General features: G+C 58.6%; 14 protein-coding genes. 11 read left to right on the forward strand and 3 right to left on the reverse strand.

What is annotated here, in order from left to right:
- Window positions 1–23 precede the first annotated feature (23 nt).
- A complete protein-coding gene (locus tag GWQ31_RS19410) occupies window positions 24–578 on the forward strand; it encodes a GNAT family N-acetyltransferase (RefSeq protein ID WP_275910057.1) in 555 nt (184 codons plus the stop codon).
- 87 nt (window positions 579–665) lie between these two features.
- Window positions 666–848: a DUF5363 family protein gene (locus GWQ31_RS19415; RefSeq protein WP_275910058.1), complete on the forward strand. Its 183-nt coding sequence runs from the start codon at window positions 666–668 to the stop codon at window positions 846–848.
- Here GWQ31_RS19415 and tppF read toward each other — a convergent pair.
- On the reverse strand, window positions 817–1,431 hold the full coding sequence (tppF, locus tag GWQ31_RS19420; protein ID WP_275910080.1) for a type IVa pilus pseudopilin TppF: 615 nt from the start codon (window positions 1,429–1,431) through the stop codon (window positions 817–819). The genes GWQ31_RS19415 and tppF overlap by 32 nt on opposite strands.
- A gap of 43 nt (window positions 1,432–1,474) precedes the next feature.
- Here tppF and GWQ31_RS19425 point away from each other — a divergent pair, with 43 nt between their 5' ends.
- From GWQ31_RS19425 to deoD, 7 genes are all read left to right on the forward strand, one after another.
- Entirely contained in the window at window positions 1,475–2,263 is a 789-nt protein-coding gene (locus tag GWQ31_RS19425; protein ID WP_275910059.1) for a TatD family hydrolase, read from the forward strand.
- 213 nt (window positions 2,264–2,476) lie between these two features.
- Window positions 2,477–3,751, forward strand: coding sequence for a NupC/NupG family nucleoside CNT transporter (locus GWQ31_RS19430; protein WP_021140884.1), 1,275 nt, complete (start codon window positions 2,477–2,479; stop codon window positions 3,749–3,751).
- Between the two features lie 123 nt (window positions 3,752–3,874).
- Entirely contained in the window at window positions 3,875–4,045 is a 171-nt protein-coding gene (locus tag GWQ31_RS19435; RefSeq protein WP_005320410.1) for a DUF1427 family protein, read from the forward strand.
- Between the two features lie 403 nt (window positions 4,046–4,448).
- Window positions 4,449–5,222 (forward strand): deoxyribose-phosphate aldolase, encoded by a 774-nt coding sequence (deoC, locus tag GWQ31_RS19440; RefSeq protein WP_275910060.1) that lies wholly within the window; start codon window positions 4,449–4,451, stop codon window positions 5,220–5,222.
- A gap of 106 nt (window positions 5,223–5,328) precedes the next feature.
- Complete coding sequence (gene deoA / locus GWQ31_RS19445) at window positions 5,329–6,660, forward strand: thymidine phosphorylase (RefSeq protein ID WP_059112475.1); 1,332 nt, start codon at window positions 5,329–5,331, stop codon at window positions 6,658–6,660.
- 14 nt (window positions 6,661–6,674) lie between these two features.
- Window positions 6,675–7,883 (forward strand): phosphopentomutase, encoded by a 1,209-nt coding sequence (locus GWQ31_RS19450; protein WP_021140886.1) that lies wholly within the window; start codon window positions 6,675–6,677, stop codon window positions 7,881–7,883.
- Between the two features lie 77 nt (window positions 7,884–7,960).
- Window positions 7,961–8,677 carry a purine-nucleoside phosphorylase gene (gene deoD, locus GWQ31_RS19455; RefSeq protein WP_005320418.1) on the forward strand — a complete coding sequence of 239 codons (717 nt, stop codon included), beginning with the start codon at window positions 7,961–7,963 and terminating at the stop codon, window positions 8,675–8,677.
- Between the two features lie 73 nt (window positions 8,678–8,750).
- Here deoD and GWQ31_RS19460 read toward each other — a convergent pair whose 3' ends face one another.
- Window positions 8,751–9,368: an AhpA/YtjB family protein gene (locus tag GWQ31_RS19460; protein ID WP_021140887.1), complete on the reverse strand. Its 618-nt coding sequence runs from the start codon at window positions 9,366–9,368 to the stop codon at window positions 8,751–8,753.
- Window positions 9,369–9,487: 119 nt separating this feature from the next.
- Between GWQ31_RS19460 and serB the strand changes: the two genes are divergently transcribed.
- Complete coding sequence (serB, locus tag GWQ31_RS19465; protein ID WP_275910061.1) at window positions 9,488–10,498, forward strand: phosphoserine phosphatase SerB; 1,011 nt, start codon at window positions 9,488–9,490, stop codon at window positions 10,496–10,498.
- Window positions 10,499–10,552: 54 nt separating this feature from the next.
- Window positions 10,553–11,458: an alpha/beta fold hydrolase gene (locus GWQ31_RS19470; RefSeq protein WP_265463200.1), complete on the forward strand. Its 906-nt coding sequence runs from the start codon at window positions 10,553–10,555 to the stop codon at window positions 11,456–11,458.
- 46 nt (window positions 11,459–11,504) lie between these two features.
- Here GWQ31_RS19470 and GWQ31_RS19475 read toward each other — a convergent pair whose 3' ends face one another.
- Window positions 11,505–13,880: a PilZ domain-containing protein gene (locus GWQ31_RS19475; RefSeq protein ID WP_275910062.1), complete on the reverse strand. Its 2,376-nt coding sequence runs from the start codon at window positions 13,878–13,880 to the stop codon at window positions 11,505–11,507.
- Between the last annotated feature and the right edge of the window lie 30 nt (window positions 13,881–13,910).

The following is a 13,910-nucleotide window of genomic DNA, read 5'->3' on the forward strand; positions in this document are numbered from 1 at the left end:
GACTCCAAATGGAGTCGTTTTTTATGACCGTGATCCGGCACTGCAGTCAAACAGGGAGGGTGAGCATGACGATTCGTCTGGCAAACGTGGAGGATGCGGCGGCGCTGGACCACTTCTTTCAGCAACTGGATCGGGAGACCTGCTTCATGCTGTATGAGGCAGGGGAGCGCCCCTCCGATGTCGAGGGTCAGCGCCAGCGTCTGGCGGCTATGCGGGCCAGCCCCAATCAGCGGATGTGGCTGCTGAGCCTGGGTGGTGAGGTGCAGGGTTTTGCCGTCCTGTTGGGAGGGAACATGCATCGCAATCGCCATTGTGCACTGGTGGTGATGGGGCTGCGGCCGAGTGCGCGCGGTCAGGGCTGGGGAGAGCGGTTACTGCGCACGCTTATTGAGGCTGCCAGCGATCTGGGTATCAACCGGCTGGAGCTGGGTGTCATGGCCCATAACGAGGTGGCTCATTCACTCTACCGCAAGTGTGGTTTCAGGGATGAGGGGTTGCGGCGGCAGGCGTATCAGCTGGACGAGGGCTATGTCGACGAAATCAGCATGGGGCTGCTGTTGCCGTCCGAAGCGTCATGATGCCGTTGGCCCGATTGTGCTTGGCCGGTATGAGGCAGGGGAGCAGGGTATAGAACCGCTTTATAGCAACCCCAAGGAGCAGAGACGATGAAAGGTGTCTTGTTACGCTGGCTGGCCCGCTACGATGCGTGGTGCGAGGAGTGGGGACTCACACAGGAGAACCGACGCTGCTGCATGCCTGTTCGTTATGATGAAGATGAGACAAAGAAGGCTGAGCCAGAGTGCGATGCAGAGTCTCTCAATCAAAATTGCGAGTCACGGCCCCGGTAACGCTGTTGTAGTCGAAGGAGAGGCCATCCGGATAGGCCGGGAAGCGGTCGATGGAGGCGCGCAGGATATAGCGGCAGTTGTTGTGACTGAGTCCGTTATCGGCCTGATCCGGCACATTGAGCTCTTGCGAGATGTAATGGGTGTCAGCGCTCTTCTTGCCCTGGTCAGCCACGGTTTGATCGGTGTCCAGTATGGCGGTGAAAAGGGACTCGCAATCATCCGGACTGCTGACGGAGATCTGATCACTGTCGCCACCCGGGAAAATGGTATCGGGGCTTTGGCCTCCCTGGTCTTCCTTGGTGCCCACCGGCCAGCCATACCGGTTGATGTCGAGATCCTGCTTACCCATGCCGCTAAAGTTATAGAGTGCCAGCGGCTCCCCTTTCGTCTTGACCGCCCAGCCAGCGTGGGCCAGTTGCACCGCACCGGCAAAGCTGGCTGAGGTGGTGGAGACAGTGCTCTTGAGCGCATCATCCTTGATATTGATGAAGCGGGGCAGGGCGGTGACGGCCAGGATCCCCAGCACTATGATGACCAGCACCAGTTCAATCAGGGTAAAGCCAAGGTTCGAGCGTTTCATTATTATTGAGTAGACCCATCAAATACGACAAACAGGTGAAAGTGACATGCAACTGATCGACACCCATTGCCATCTCGACTTCCCGGTCTTCGATCCCGACCGGGCGGCGCTGCTGGCCGAGTGCCGGCAGCTGGGGGTCGGCGAGTATATCATTCCCGCCGTGGGGGAGGAAAACTGGGCCCGGGTGATGGCGCTGAGCGAACAGCATGCGGGCATTGCCTATGGACTGGGTATTCATCCCTGGTACGTAGGCGCCCAGACGCCAGGGGTATTGACCCGGTTGCAAGGATTGCTGGCTGCCCGGCCTCGCGGTCTGGTGGCGGTTGGGGAATGCGGGCTGGATCTGCGCTCCCATGTGCCGCAGGAGGGGCAGCTTGAACTGTTCGAGGCGCAGATCAGGCTGGCCATGGATCATGAGTTGCCACTGATTATCCACTCGGTGCGGGCCAATGATACGGTCGCGAAAATATTGCGCCGCTTCAAACCGGCCAGAGGCGGCGTCATTCATGCCTTTAGCGGTTCGCTGCAACAAGGACAGGCATTCTGGCAATTGGGGTTTCGATTGGGGGTCGGAGGCGTGATCAGCTTTGATCGGGCCAACAAGACACGAGAGGCGATCCGCGATCTGCCGCTGGAAGCCTTGCTGCTGGAGACGGACGCGCCGGACATGCCGTTGCAAGGGCAGCAGGGGCGACCAAACACCCCCGCCAACTTGCCAAAAATTGCGCAACTATTGGCCGAGTTGCGGCAACAGCCATTGTCTCATGTTGCTTCGGTGTTACATGAATCCACTTTGCGTGCTTTCCAGATCGAAAGAGGGTTTGGCAACATTTGATTAACGTCAGGTTGCGTTGTGCTGAAAGTTGCAGGGAGTAAAAATCGTTTGCGGTCTAATTTGGCGACCTCCAGCGTATTTCATGCTTATAAAATGTGACCAGCATTCTACTTTGTCTTCCTGTAATTAGTATAATGCGCACCCTTGATTGACAGCAGAAACACACAAGTTGTTAACAAGCTGGAAGGTGCTACTAAAGAGGAAGTGTTAATAATGAATTTGATAATGGGTCTGGTGGGGATGGCAACGCTCATCCTTATCGCGGTGCTGTTCTCCAGCAACCGCAAGGCAATAAGAATTCGCACCGTGGCCGGTGCCTTCGCAATCCAGGCTGGTCTGGGTGCATTTGTACTGTATGTCCCTGTGGGTCGCGATATTCTGGTGGGTGTATCTGATGCCGTTTCCAGCGTCATCGGTTATGGCCAGAATGGTATCGACTTCCTGTTCGGTGGCCTGGTCAGCAACAAGATGTTTGAAGTGTTCGGTGGCGGCGGCTTTATCTTTGCCTTCCGCGTTCTGCCCGTCATCATCTTCTTCTCTTCCCTGATCGCAGTTCTTTATTATCTGGGCATCATGCAGTGGGTGATCAAGCTGCTGGGTGGTGGCCTGCAAAAAGTACTGGGCACTTCCCGTACAGAATCTCTCTCTGCGACTGCCAACATCTTCGTTGGTCAGACTGAAGCGCCGCTGGTTGTGCGTCCTTTCATCTCCAAGATGACTGACTCCGAGCTGTTCGCCGTCATGTGTGGTGGTCTGGCCTCCGTTGCCGGTTCCGTGCTGGCAGGTTACGCCTCCATGGGCGTCAAGATGGAATACCTGATTGCCGCCTCCTTCATGGCCGCGCCGGGTGGTCTCCTGTTCGCCAAGCTGCTGGTGCCGGAGACCGAATCCCCCAGCTATGACGAAAACTCTGCTGAAGGCGATCTGGAAGACAAGCCTGCCAACGTGATCGATGCCGCCGCTGCCGGTGCATCCGCCGGTCTGCAACTGGCTCTGAACGTAGGTGCCATGCTGCTGGCCTTCATCGGCCTCATCGCCATGATCAACGGTATCTTCTCTGGTGTGGGTGGTTGGTTCGGCATGCCGGAGCTTTCTCTGGAACTGCTGCTGGGCTGGTTGTTCTCCCCGCTGGCCTTCCTGATCGGTGTACCCTGGAGCGAAGCCGTGGTTGCCGGTTCCTTCATCGGCCAGAAACTGGTGGTGAACGAATTCGTGGCTTACCTGAACTTTGCCCCGTATCTGAAGGATGAAGTACTGATCAACGGTGTGGCCATGTCAGAACACACCAAGGCCATCATCTCCTTCTCCCTGTGCGGCTTTGCCAACCTCTCCTCCGTTGCCATCTTGCTGGGTGGTCTGGGATCAATGGCACCGAACCGTCGCAGCACCATTGCCAAGTTTGGTCTGAAAGCCGTACTGGCTGGCTCTCTGTCCAACCTGATGTCTGCCACTATCGCAGGCTTCTTCCTGGCACTGACTGCCATGTAATATTTGCCTGACACACAGGTAAAGACGAACGCCACAGCGAAATGCTGTGGCGTTCGCGTTTGGGGCGGTGACAACCGTTTTCCTTTCTAAACTAATAATAAAATGAGTCAAATCGGAGGTTATATGAATGAAGTGCTACTGGCGATGGCGGCCGGCTTTATCGTTGGCTTGTTGTTTTCTTTCCTCAAATTGCCGATCCCTGCACCACCCGTCCTGTCCGGGGTGATGGGGATCGTAGGAGTCTATCTCGGGGGCATTGCTTACTCCTGGGTACTCACACGTTTCTTCTCTTGACGCACTTTCCAGTACCGGATTTGCCAGATGTGAGGTACCTCTGAAATTGGCAAATCCGGCTTGCAAACACGGGGTATCTCGGCTGAAATAGGCATTGCCAGCAGGGTGCTGGCATTGACTAATGCCCGATCAAGTCGGGTGTTGGCGGTCAAATGGAATTGATTGGGAAGTCGGGTCAGAAGTCGTCGGCCTTTCTCAAGTCTTCATGGAACCAAGTCCGCACTTTTGTAAGAAAGTGACAGGGCTCTTGCCTTATTTACAGTCGTAGTGCCTGCATGGTGCCTGTGCATTCGCGCTGTAATTCCATTCCCGTATCTTGGGGAGTCGTGTCTTGCTGGTTGCGTTGCGACAAGCAGACGCTCGCCCTTGAGATCTGGATTAAATCGAGACTTTGGAGAATAGAATGACTGATCTGAAACTGGCCGCCCAACGCGCCCTGAACCTGATGGACCTGACCACCCTGAACGATGATGACACCGATAAGAAGGTTGTCGACCTGTGCCGCAAGGCCAAGTCACCGGCCGGCCTGACCGCCGCTGTCTGCATTTACCCCCGTTTCATCCCCATTGCTCGCAAAACCCTGCGTGAAATCGGTGCCGCCGACGTACGCATTGCGACCGTGACCAACTTCCCCCATGGCAACGACGATATCGAGATCGCCGTGGCCGAGACCCGCGCCGCCGTCGCCTACGGTGCCGACGAAGTGGACGTGGTGTTCCCGTACCGCGCCTTCATGGCTGGCAATGAACAGGTTGGCTTCGATCTGGTCAAAGCTTGTAAGGAAGCCTGTGGCGACAAGGCACTGCTGAAAGTGATCATCGAGACCGGCGAGCTGAAAGAAGAGGCGCTGATCCGTCGCGCTTCCGAGATCTGTATCGATGCCGGTGCCGATTTCATCAAGACCTCCACCGGTAAAGTGCCGGTCAATGCGACCCCGATCGCTGCCCGCATCATGATGGAAGTGATCAAGGCCAAGAACCCGAAAGTCGGCTTCAAGCCAGCCGGTGGCGTAAAAGATGCCGCTGTCGCGGGTCAGTACCTCGCCATGGCTGAAGAGATCCTGGGCAAAGACTGGGTCTCCCCCCGCACCTTCCGCTTTGGTGCATCCAGCCTGTTGGCCAGCCTGCTGGCCACGCTGGGGCATGGCGACAAGCCTGCCAACACCAGCGGTTACTAAGTTGATGAGAGGGCGAGCGCGGCTCGCCCTGTTATGCCCCCGCCAGATGGCGTGCGGGCAGGGATAACGGCTTAGGTAACGCCAGCAATGGCGGAGGGAATGAAAGATGTTTTTGCCTCAAGAAATTATTCGCAAGAAGCGCAACGGTGAAGCGCTCAGTACCCAAGAGATTCAATTCTTCGTTCAGGGCATTACCAACAACACCATAGGCGAGGGCCAGATTGCGGCGCTGGCGATGGCGGTTTACTTCAAAGACATGACCATGGATGAACGGGTCGCCCTGACCTGTGCCATGCGTGACTCCGGCATGGTATTGAACTGGGAGCACCTCAATCTGGGGGGCCCCATTGTCGACAAACACTCCACCGGTGGCGTGGGTGATGTGGTCTCCCTGATGCTGGGCCCCATGGTCGCCGCCTGCGGTGGTTTCGTGCCCATGATCTCCGGCCGCGGTCTGGGTCATACCGGTGGTACTCTGGACAAGCTGGATGCCATTCCCGGCTACCAGACCTCGGTCGACAACGATCGTTTCCTGAAAGTGGTGAAAGAGGCGGGTGTGGCCATCATAGGCCAGACCGGCGATCTGGCGCCCGCCGACAAGCGCATCTATGCGGTACGCGACATCACGGCGACCGTTGAATCCATCGCCATGATCACCGGCTCCATCCTCTCCAAGAAGCTCGCCTCCGGGCTGGAAGCGCTGGTGATGGACGTCAAGGTGGGGTCAGGTGCCTTCATGCCGACCTTTGAAGCGTCCGAAGAGCTGGCCAAGAGCATAGTGGCCGTGGCCAACGGTGCCGGTTGCCGCACCTCTGCCCTGCTGACCGACATGAACCAGGTGCTGGCCTCCAGCGCCGGTAACGGGGTGGAAGTGCGTGAAGCGGTGCGTTATCTGACCGGTGAATATCGCAACCCGCGCATTCACGAAGTCACCATGAGCCTGTGTGCCGAGATGCTGATCTCTGCCCATCTGGCCAGCGACGACGCCGATGCTCGCCGCAAACTGCAGGCGGTGCTGGACAACGGCAAGGCGGCCGAGATCTTCGGGCGCATGGTCACTGGTCTTGGTGGTCCGTCCGATTTCATGGAACGTTATGACAGTCACTTGCCCAAGGCTGCTATTGTGCGCCCAGTGTATGCTGCCAATGCCGGCTTCGTGACCGCCATGGATACCCGCGAGCTGGGTCTGGCCGTGGTTGCCATGGGTGGCGGTCGCCGCGCGGCGGGTGACAAGCTCGATTACGCCGTCGGTCTGACCGACTTTATCCGACTGGGTCAAAGCGTCGATGCTGACAAGCCGCTCGCGCTGATCCACGCTCAAACTGAAGATCAATTTGCTCAGGCTGCCAGCATGGTGCAGGCAGCTGTCAAGATCGGTGATACCCAGCCCCAGGCGTTGCCTGAGGTTTACCGTCGCATCGGTCTGGCTGATTTGTAACAAGGGGAAAACCCATGAAACGTACCTTTATTCTGATGATGGACTCTTTCGGTATTGGCGCTGCTGCCGATGCCGACAAGTTCGGAGATGTGGGCGCCAATACCCTTGGCCATATCGCCAAGGCCTGCGCTGCGGGTGACATTGAAGGCCGTGGCGCCCTCAATCTGCCGAACCTGAACAAGCTGGGTCTGGGCCATGCGGGCGAACTCGCTTCCGGCTACTTCCCGGAAGGGTTGAAGAAGGATATCGAGGTTGTCGGTGCCTACGGTTTCGCTCAGGAGCTCTCTTCCGGCAAGGACACACCGTCCGGCCACTGGGAAATTGCAGGTGTGCCCGTGCTGTTCGAGTGGGGCTACTTCAAGGATCACCACAACAGCTTCCCGCAGGAGCTGCTGGACGCCATCGTCGAGAAGGCTGGGCTGTCGGGTTACCTCGGCAACTGCCATGCCTCCGGTACCCAGGTGCTGGATGACCTTGGCGAAGAGCACATGCGCACCGGCAAGCCGATCCTCTACACCTCTGCCGACTCCGTGTTCCAGATTGCCTGTCACGAAGAGACCTATGGCCTCGAGAAGCTCTATGAGCTGTGCCACATAGTGCGCGAGCTGCTGGAGCCCTACAACATAGGCCGCGTCATCGCGCGTCCGTTCGTGGGCAGCGGCAAGGGCAACTTCAAGCGTACCGGCAACCGTCACGACTACTCTGTGCTGCCGCCGGCGCCGACAGTGCTGGATTACATGAAAGAAGCGGGTGGCCAGGTGGTCTCCATCGGCAAGATCGCCGACATCTATGCCAACCAGGGCATCACCAAGCAGGTGAAGGGCACGGGTCTGACCGAGCTGTGGGACAGAACCCTGGAAGAGGTGAAAGCGGCCGGTGACAACACCATCGTCTTCACCAACTTCGTCGACTTCGACTCCTCCTACGGTCACCGTCGTGACGTGAAAGGCTACGCCGATGCACTGGAGTACTTCGACTCCCGTCTGCCGGAGCTGTTCGAGATACTGCAGGACGGCGATGTGGTGGTGCTGACCGCCGACCACGGCTGCGATCCGACCTGGGGTGGCACGGATCACACCCGTGAATACATCCCCGTGCTGTTCTTCGGCAAGCCGGTCAAGGCGGGTTCCGTCGGTCGTCGCGAGACCTTTGCCGACATCGGCCAGAGCATAGCGGCCTACCACGGTTTGCCGAAATTGGAATACGGTACCAGCTTCCTGTAATTTACCCGCCCGTCACTCAGGTGGCGGGCAACCAATAAAGACAATAAAACTCAACCTAGTGTGAAGGAATCAAGAGAATGGCAACTCCTCATATCAATGCGAAAGATGGCGCCTTTGCTGATACCGTACTGATGCCGGGTGATCCCCTGCGCGCCAAGTACATCGCCGAAACCTTCCTGGAGAACGTCGAGCAGGTGTGTGACGTGCGCAGCATGCTCGGCTTTACCGGCACCTACAAGGGTCGTCGCATCTCCGTCATGGGCCACGGCATGGGCATTCCGTCCTGTTCCATCTACGCCAAAGAGCTGATCACCGACTACGGTGTGAAGACCCTGATCCGCGTGGGTTCCTGTGGTGCCGTGCGTGAAGACGTGAAACTGCGCGATGTAGTGATCGGCATGGGTGCCTGCACCGATTCCAAGGTCAACCGTCTGCGCTTCAAGGATCACGACTTCGCTGCCATCGCCGACTTCGACCTGGTCGCCAATGCAGTGCAAGCCGCCAAGAACAAGGGCGTGCCGGTGCGCGTGGGTAACATCTTCTCCGCCGACCTGTTCTATACCCCGGATCCCTCCATGTTCGACGTCATGGAAAAATACGGCATCCTGGGTGTCGAGATGGAAGCGGCCGGTATCTACGGCGTGGCCGCAGAGTACGGTGCCAAGGCACTGACCATCTGCACCGTCTCCGACCATATCCGTACCGGCGAGCAGACCACCTCCGAAGAGCGTCAGCTGACCTTCAACGACATGATCGAAATCGCGCTGGACTCCGTCCTGCTGGGCGACAAGTAATCCCCATTTACATCATGCAAAACGGCGACCCTAGGGTCGCCGTTTTTTTATGAGCCGACTGCCTGTTGCCGGTTCAGCTTGCCGGCGTATCCGATGAGGGCGGACTCTTCTTCTTGTGTTTGCGCACCCGCATGTAGTTGCGGCGTACACCATAGGAGATAAGCAGACCGGCCAGCAGCGCCACCAGCAGCATCAGCCGCTGTTTTTCCTGAATCACTTTGAGCCGGGTGTCCTTCTCCGCCAGTAATTGATGCTCTTCCAGCGTGATGCGCAGGTAACCCAGCGTCTGTTCCTCATCCAGTATCTCCTGCACAAACTGGATGCGTCCCTTGCCCTGCTCAGGCAGCGACTTGTTGTCACCGCCGATGGGGAGCAGGCTGTCCAGTGGCACGGCCTGATCCGATTGGGCGAGGGGAATGCCACGGGCATCATAGAGGGTGGCATCGAGGATCTCGGGCTCGGCGGCCAGATCCTGGGCCAGCCGTTCCAGCTCGCTGTTCTTGTCCTCCTTGATCCAGCGTTTCATGTCGCGGGCAGCATAGGCGACCAGTGCCTGCGCCCGGTTGCGCGCCTCGCTGTGCAGCGATGCCTGGCTCTCGCTCTGCATGTGGATGAGCACACCGAGCACCCAGAGGCCGAGCAGTATACCGGCGCCCAGGCTGAGAACACGTTTGATGGGAAGATGACGCAAGCGTTGAGCCTCCTGATGACAAGCGGTGGCGGGATCTTGGCGCTTGCCTGTACAAAAAGCAATACGCTACTCTGGGCCAGTTTTGTAACCCCATGATCACCAAGGAAGGCTCTATCTCTATGCTGTTGTCCCAATTACCCGCTGCCTTGTCCGAGTGGCCAGAGTGCCTGCACAGCGCCCCCTGGTGGCAGCTGACGCCACAAGCCTTGCTGCCCGTTGCCCAGCCGCTGGACGGCGCCTGGCTGGTGCTGTTTGGCAAGCCTCTTGCCGCCCGGCATCTGGCGCGTCTGGCCGAGCTGCTGGCGGCGCAGGATATTCAGGCGCAGCTCTATCCGCCGAGCACACCGGCCGGGGTGCCCTTGCTGTTGTTGGGCACGGACAGGTTCTCCCCCGAGCTGGTGCAGTTGCTCAAGGCCGAAGCGTGGGACATCGACATTTGCCATCTGTCCGCGCTGCCGACCCTGAGCGAGCCCGGTTTGCTGGTGATGGACATGGACTCCACCGCCATCCAGATCGAGTGCATCGACGAGATTGCCCGTCTGGCTGGCGTGGGAGACCAGGTTGCCGCCGTGACGGCCGCCGCCATGCAGGGCAAGCTGGAGTTTTCCGACAGTTTGCGTAATCGGGTCGCCCTGTTGGCGGGTGCACCAGTGACCATTCTCGATGAGGTGGCGGCCCAGATGCCCTGGATGCCAGGGTTGCAGCTGATGGTCGATACCCTCAAGCAGGCCGGTTGGAGGGTGGCGATCGCCTCGGGCGGTTTCACCCGTTTCGCCGGTGAGTTGCAGCAGGCGCTGGGGCTGGATGCCATCTTCGCCAACGAGCTGGCAGTCGAGGGGGCACAGCTGACCGGCCAGGTGAGCGGGCGCATCGTCGATGCCAGCGTCAAGGCAGACGTGCTGCAACAGCTGGCGACAGCGTTCGGTATTCGTCCTGCCCAGACAGTGGCCATTGGCGATGGCGCCAATGATCTGAAAATGATGGGTGTGGCCGGACTCGGCATCGCCATTCACGCCAAACCGCGGGTGCGGGCCCAGGCTGCGGCCACTCTAAACCATCATGACCTGGAAGGGGTGATCTGCCTGCTGGGGGCTCTTGCCTGTCGCGATCGTCGCTGGGATCGCAGCTGACCCCTGATTAGCCGCGCACAACTGACCCCACGTCACGGAGGACGTTACATCGAGATGGAACTGTTACAGCAATCCCTGTTTATCCCCTGTGGCGCACATCAACTGCATGTGCGCCATATACAGCCGCGGGTGGCGGTACATGGCGAGCCAATCCTGATGGTGCACGGCGCCATCGAGAATGGCCGCATCTTCTACACTGAATCGGGCAAGGGGCTGGCCTGCTTTCTGGCACGCCACGGTTATCAGGTATATGTGGCCGATCTGCGGGGGCGGGGCTTGAGCACACCGGCCATCGCCGAGCAGTCGGAGCATGGCCAGCATGAGCTGATCACCGAGGATCTGCCCGCTTTGCACCGCTGGATTGCGGCGCGTCACAGCGGTTTCAAGCTGCACTGGATGGCCCACTCATGGGGTGGCGTCATCATGGCCTCGACCCTGGTGCGTTTTCCTGAGCTGATCGAGCAGATCGCCAGCCTGGTGTTTTTTGGCACCAAGCGCGGGGTATCGGTACAAAACCCCGAGCGCTGGTTGAAGGTGGATCTCATCTGGAATCGACTGGCGCCCTGGCTGGCCCGTCGCACCGGTTTTCTGGCGGCCCGCCGTCTGAAGATGGGGGCGGATGACGAGCCGCTGCGCTACTTGCAGGAGACGATTCCCTGGGTCAAATGTGGTCCCTGGCAGGACCCGTACGACGGCTTTGCCTATGATGAAGCCGCGGCGCGGGTCAACTGGCCGCCGCTCTGGATGATCTCGGCCAAGGCTGACAAGGTGCTGGGTCACCCGACCGATGTGCGCCGCTTCACTGCCGAGATGGGGTCAGCCGCACGCCACACCCGGCTTGGCAAGGATAACGGCAACCGGCTCGATTACGATCACATCAATATGCTGACTGCGCCGCAGGCGCAGGAGGATCACTTCCCGCAGATCCTCGCGTGGCTGCTCAACCCGCAGGCGGCATGACAATAAAAACAGGGCGCATGTTGCGCCCTGTTTCGTTCAGGCGGGTTCAGTGTTGCGGCGAAGTGATGCCGAGCCTGAACAGGGTGGCCTGACTGGTATCTGTCAGCTCGCCTACCCCCACCACGCTCCACAGCTCCTCTTCCAGCTTTTTGGCCTTGTGAATGGCGAACTTGGCGATGTAGTCCAGCTCGTTGGCGATGAAGTTGGTGTCGGGTCGCCCGGTGCGGGAGATGCCGACCAGCACAGAGTAGAACTCCCCCTGGCGCAAGGCCTGTTCAATGAAGCTGCGTTTTTCCGCCAGGCTCTGAAAGCTGCTGGCCAGTCGGCTGGTAAACACGGGCAGGCCGGCTGGCGTATGCAGGCTGGCGATATAGACCTCTTCCTCCTGGGGCTTGTCCTCCCGCTCGATGGCGCGCAGCGGGTTCATGACCAGCTGTTTGAGCAGGTCTCCCTGGAACAGGGGATAGAGGTTGTCTTGATCGCTGCGCTCGGCATAGGCCCGCAGCAGACGTGACAGGCTGCGAGTATGAGGGGCATGGCCGATGGAGGCCGGTTTTGGAGCGCCCCTCAGCTTGTTGATGTACACAGGGGTACTGAAGACATGGTGGGTGTAGATGTTGCGCAGCGCCCTGGCCATGCCGCGATAACGGCGCTGTTCCTGCGCAGCCTTGAGTTTGTTCTGGTTGCTTTCAATCAGCAGGCTGAAGAACTGGCGGCCGGTATGGCGCTCCGGGTCCCCCTCGATGCAGAGATGCAGTACAGTCCGTGTCTGGTTGATGCTGACCAGCCGGTAGGAGAGGTGTTGCAAGTCCATGCTCTTGGAGAGCTCCTGCAAACGGGGCAAGGCGATGGTGACTATGTCGTCTTTCGCGCCATCGATCGCCTCTTCCAGCTCTATCTGCATGCCGTGGGCCGAGATGTCGCGGGTCCAGCCCAGCCAAGCCTTGCCATTATGCTTGATGGCAACGGCCGTCTTGTGGATGTAGCGTGCTTCTTTGCGCAGTTGAACATAGTGCAGCGTCTCGATTTCAAAGGGGGCCGCCCCGGTATCGTGGCCGAAGCGCTGCAACTCGTTGGCGTTGTGCTGCAAGGTGGCATCGTATTGAAACTCTTCCCGCTGATTTTCAAGGCCAATCTCCTGCAGCAAGCCGACATGGCTTATCTGCTTGAGCCGTTCTTGTAGCAGCATGTCCTGCAACTGCAGGTTCTCCTGGTTTTGCTGGCTGGCGAGATCGGCCTCGTGCAGCGCGCAGCGTTCGAGGCTGAATTTATAGACGCGCCAGCTGGGCCGACGAGCACCAACCTGGAAAAACAGTGAGGTCAGGCCGCTCTGCTGCAACTCTTCCCGGGTGGCGGAGAAAAAATAGAGGTGGCTGCGAACCGAGTGGGTGAAGCAGTAGATCAGGGTCTCACGTAAGGTACCTGCTGCGGGTAGCAGGGATTGCATACGGGCTGCCGAAAAGAGGCTGGCGAGCATGTCGCGGTTCTTGGCATCGCGCCAGTATTCGAGGATATGCTGGTTATTCTCGGTGCGAAGGGCAATCTCGAGGCTGGGGCTGTCTCCCGAGCCGAAGAACAGCGGCATACCGGTCATGCGAGGCAGGTAGAACTGCTCGTAGCCCTTGATGATGGCGGCCGACAGCAGGTAGTCGACACTGACTCGATAGCGGCTCTTGTTGCTCTCGATAAATTCCGTGAGGAAGGCATCAAAGCCCGGGTGTTCACCTGTCTTGACCAGCCTCAGCCAATATTTTCCTTCCTTGCTCTCCTCTCCCAAAATCTGGTAGCTGACCGGTTGGTGCAGCACTGGGTTGGGATGGTCCCGTTCCAGGCCGGTAAAGAAGACTTCGACCTGGGCACCGGTCTGGTAATTGGGCAGATAGGAGACCGAGACGCGAATGCCGCCGATGGAGAGATCCGAGCTCTTGGCAAACAGCTTTTCTCCATCGGCAAACTTGATCACCACGGGAGAGCTGAAGTGCATTCGCTCCTGACGTCGACCATAGTAGCTGGCGAAGGGAATGGCATTGACGTCGAACTGCCGAAATGGGCTGGTGGGCGGTTGCAACTGATGGTCGCTCTTGTGCTGGTGGTGTTTCTGCCAATATTGCAGCGTCTCGTACACGCCAAGAGTGTACAGATCGCGATAGAGATAGCATTGGGACTGGAACAGGCCGATAGCTTCGGCAGGCATGAAGTGGGTGACCCCTTCAAACTCATGCACCAGGCAGGCGTCTCCCAGCTCGTCACGCATGTCGATGACCCGCCGGCAGAGAGTACATCTGCGCTTGATCTCCATCTTGATCAGAAAACGGCTGTTGCTGTTTTCACCTTGAGTCAGGCGGTTGAAGATGTCATCGAAATCCTTTTCTCTGAGCAGAGGAATGAGCTGTTCGATCAGGTGTTGTTGTTCTGAATCCATGTGTTCCTGCCACGGAAAGTCATTTTTCCG

It is taken from the genome of Aeromonas sp. 2MA4, assembly GCF_029237305.1.
GTDB lineage: Bacteria > Pseudomonadota > Gammaproteobacteria > Enterobacterales > Aeromonadaceae > Aeromonas > Aeromonas salmonicida.

Bases quoted from the DNA above. Each gene is read 5' to 3' on its own strand.
- GWQ31_RS19410 (WP_275910057.1), top strand. From the start codon at position 24: ATGACCGTGATCCGGCACTGCAGTCAAACAGGGAGGGTGAGCATGACG.
- GWQ31_RS19415 (WP_275910058.1), top strand. From the start codon at position 666: ATGAAAGGTGTCTTGTTACGCTGGCTGGCCCGCTACGATGCGTGGTGC.
- GWQ31_RS19425 (WP_275910059.1), top strand. From the start codon at position 1,475: ATGCAACTGATCGACACCCATTGCCATCTCGACTTCCCGGTCTTCGAT.
- GWQ31_RS19430 (WP_021140884.1), top strand. From the start codon at position 2,477: ATGAATTTGATAATGGGTCTGGTGGGGATGGCAACGCTCATCCTTATC.
- GWQ31_RS19435 (WP_005320410.1), top strand. From the start codon at position 3,875: ATGAATGAAGTGCTACTGGCGATGGCGGCCGGCTTTATCGTTGGCTTG.
- deoC (WP_275910060.1), top strand. From the start codon at position 4,449: ATGACTGATCTGAAACTGGCCGCCCAACGCGCCCTGAACCTGATGGAC.
- deoA (WP_059112475.1), top strand. From the start codon at position 5,329: ATGTTTTTGCCTCAAGAAATTATTCGCAAGAAGCGCAACGGTGAAGCG.
- GWQ31_RS19450 (WP_021140886.1), top strand. From the start codon at position 6,675: ATGAAACGTACCTTTATTCTGATGATGGACTCTTTCGGTATTGGCGCT.
- deoD (WP_005320418.1), top strand. From the start codon at position 7,961: ATGGCAACTCCTCATATCAATGCGAAAGATGGCGCCTTTGCTGATACC.
- serB (WP_275910061.1), top strand. From the start codon at position 9,488: ATGCTGTTGTCCCAATTACCCGCTGCCTTGTCCGAGTGGCCAGAGTGC.
- GWQ31_RS19470 (WP_265463200.1), top strand. From the start codon at position 10,553: ATGGAACTGTTACAGCAATCCCTGTTTATCCCCTGTGGCGCACATCAA.
- GWQ31_RS19475 (WP_275910062.1), bottom strand. From the start codon at position 13,880: ATGGATTCAGAACAACAACACCTGATCGAACAGCTCATTCCTCTGCTC.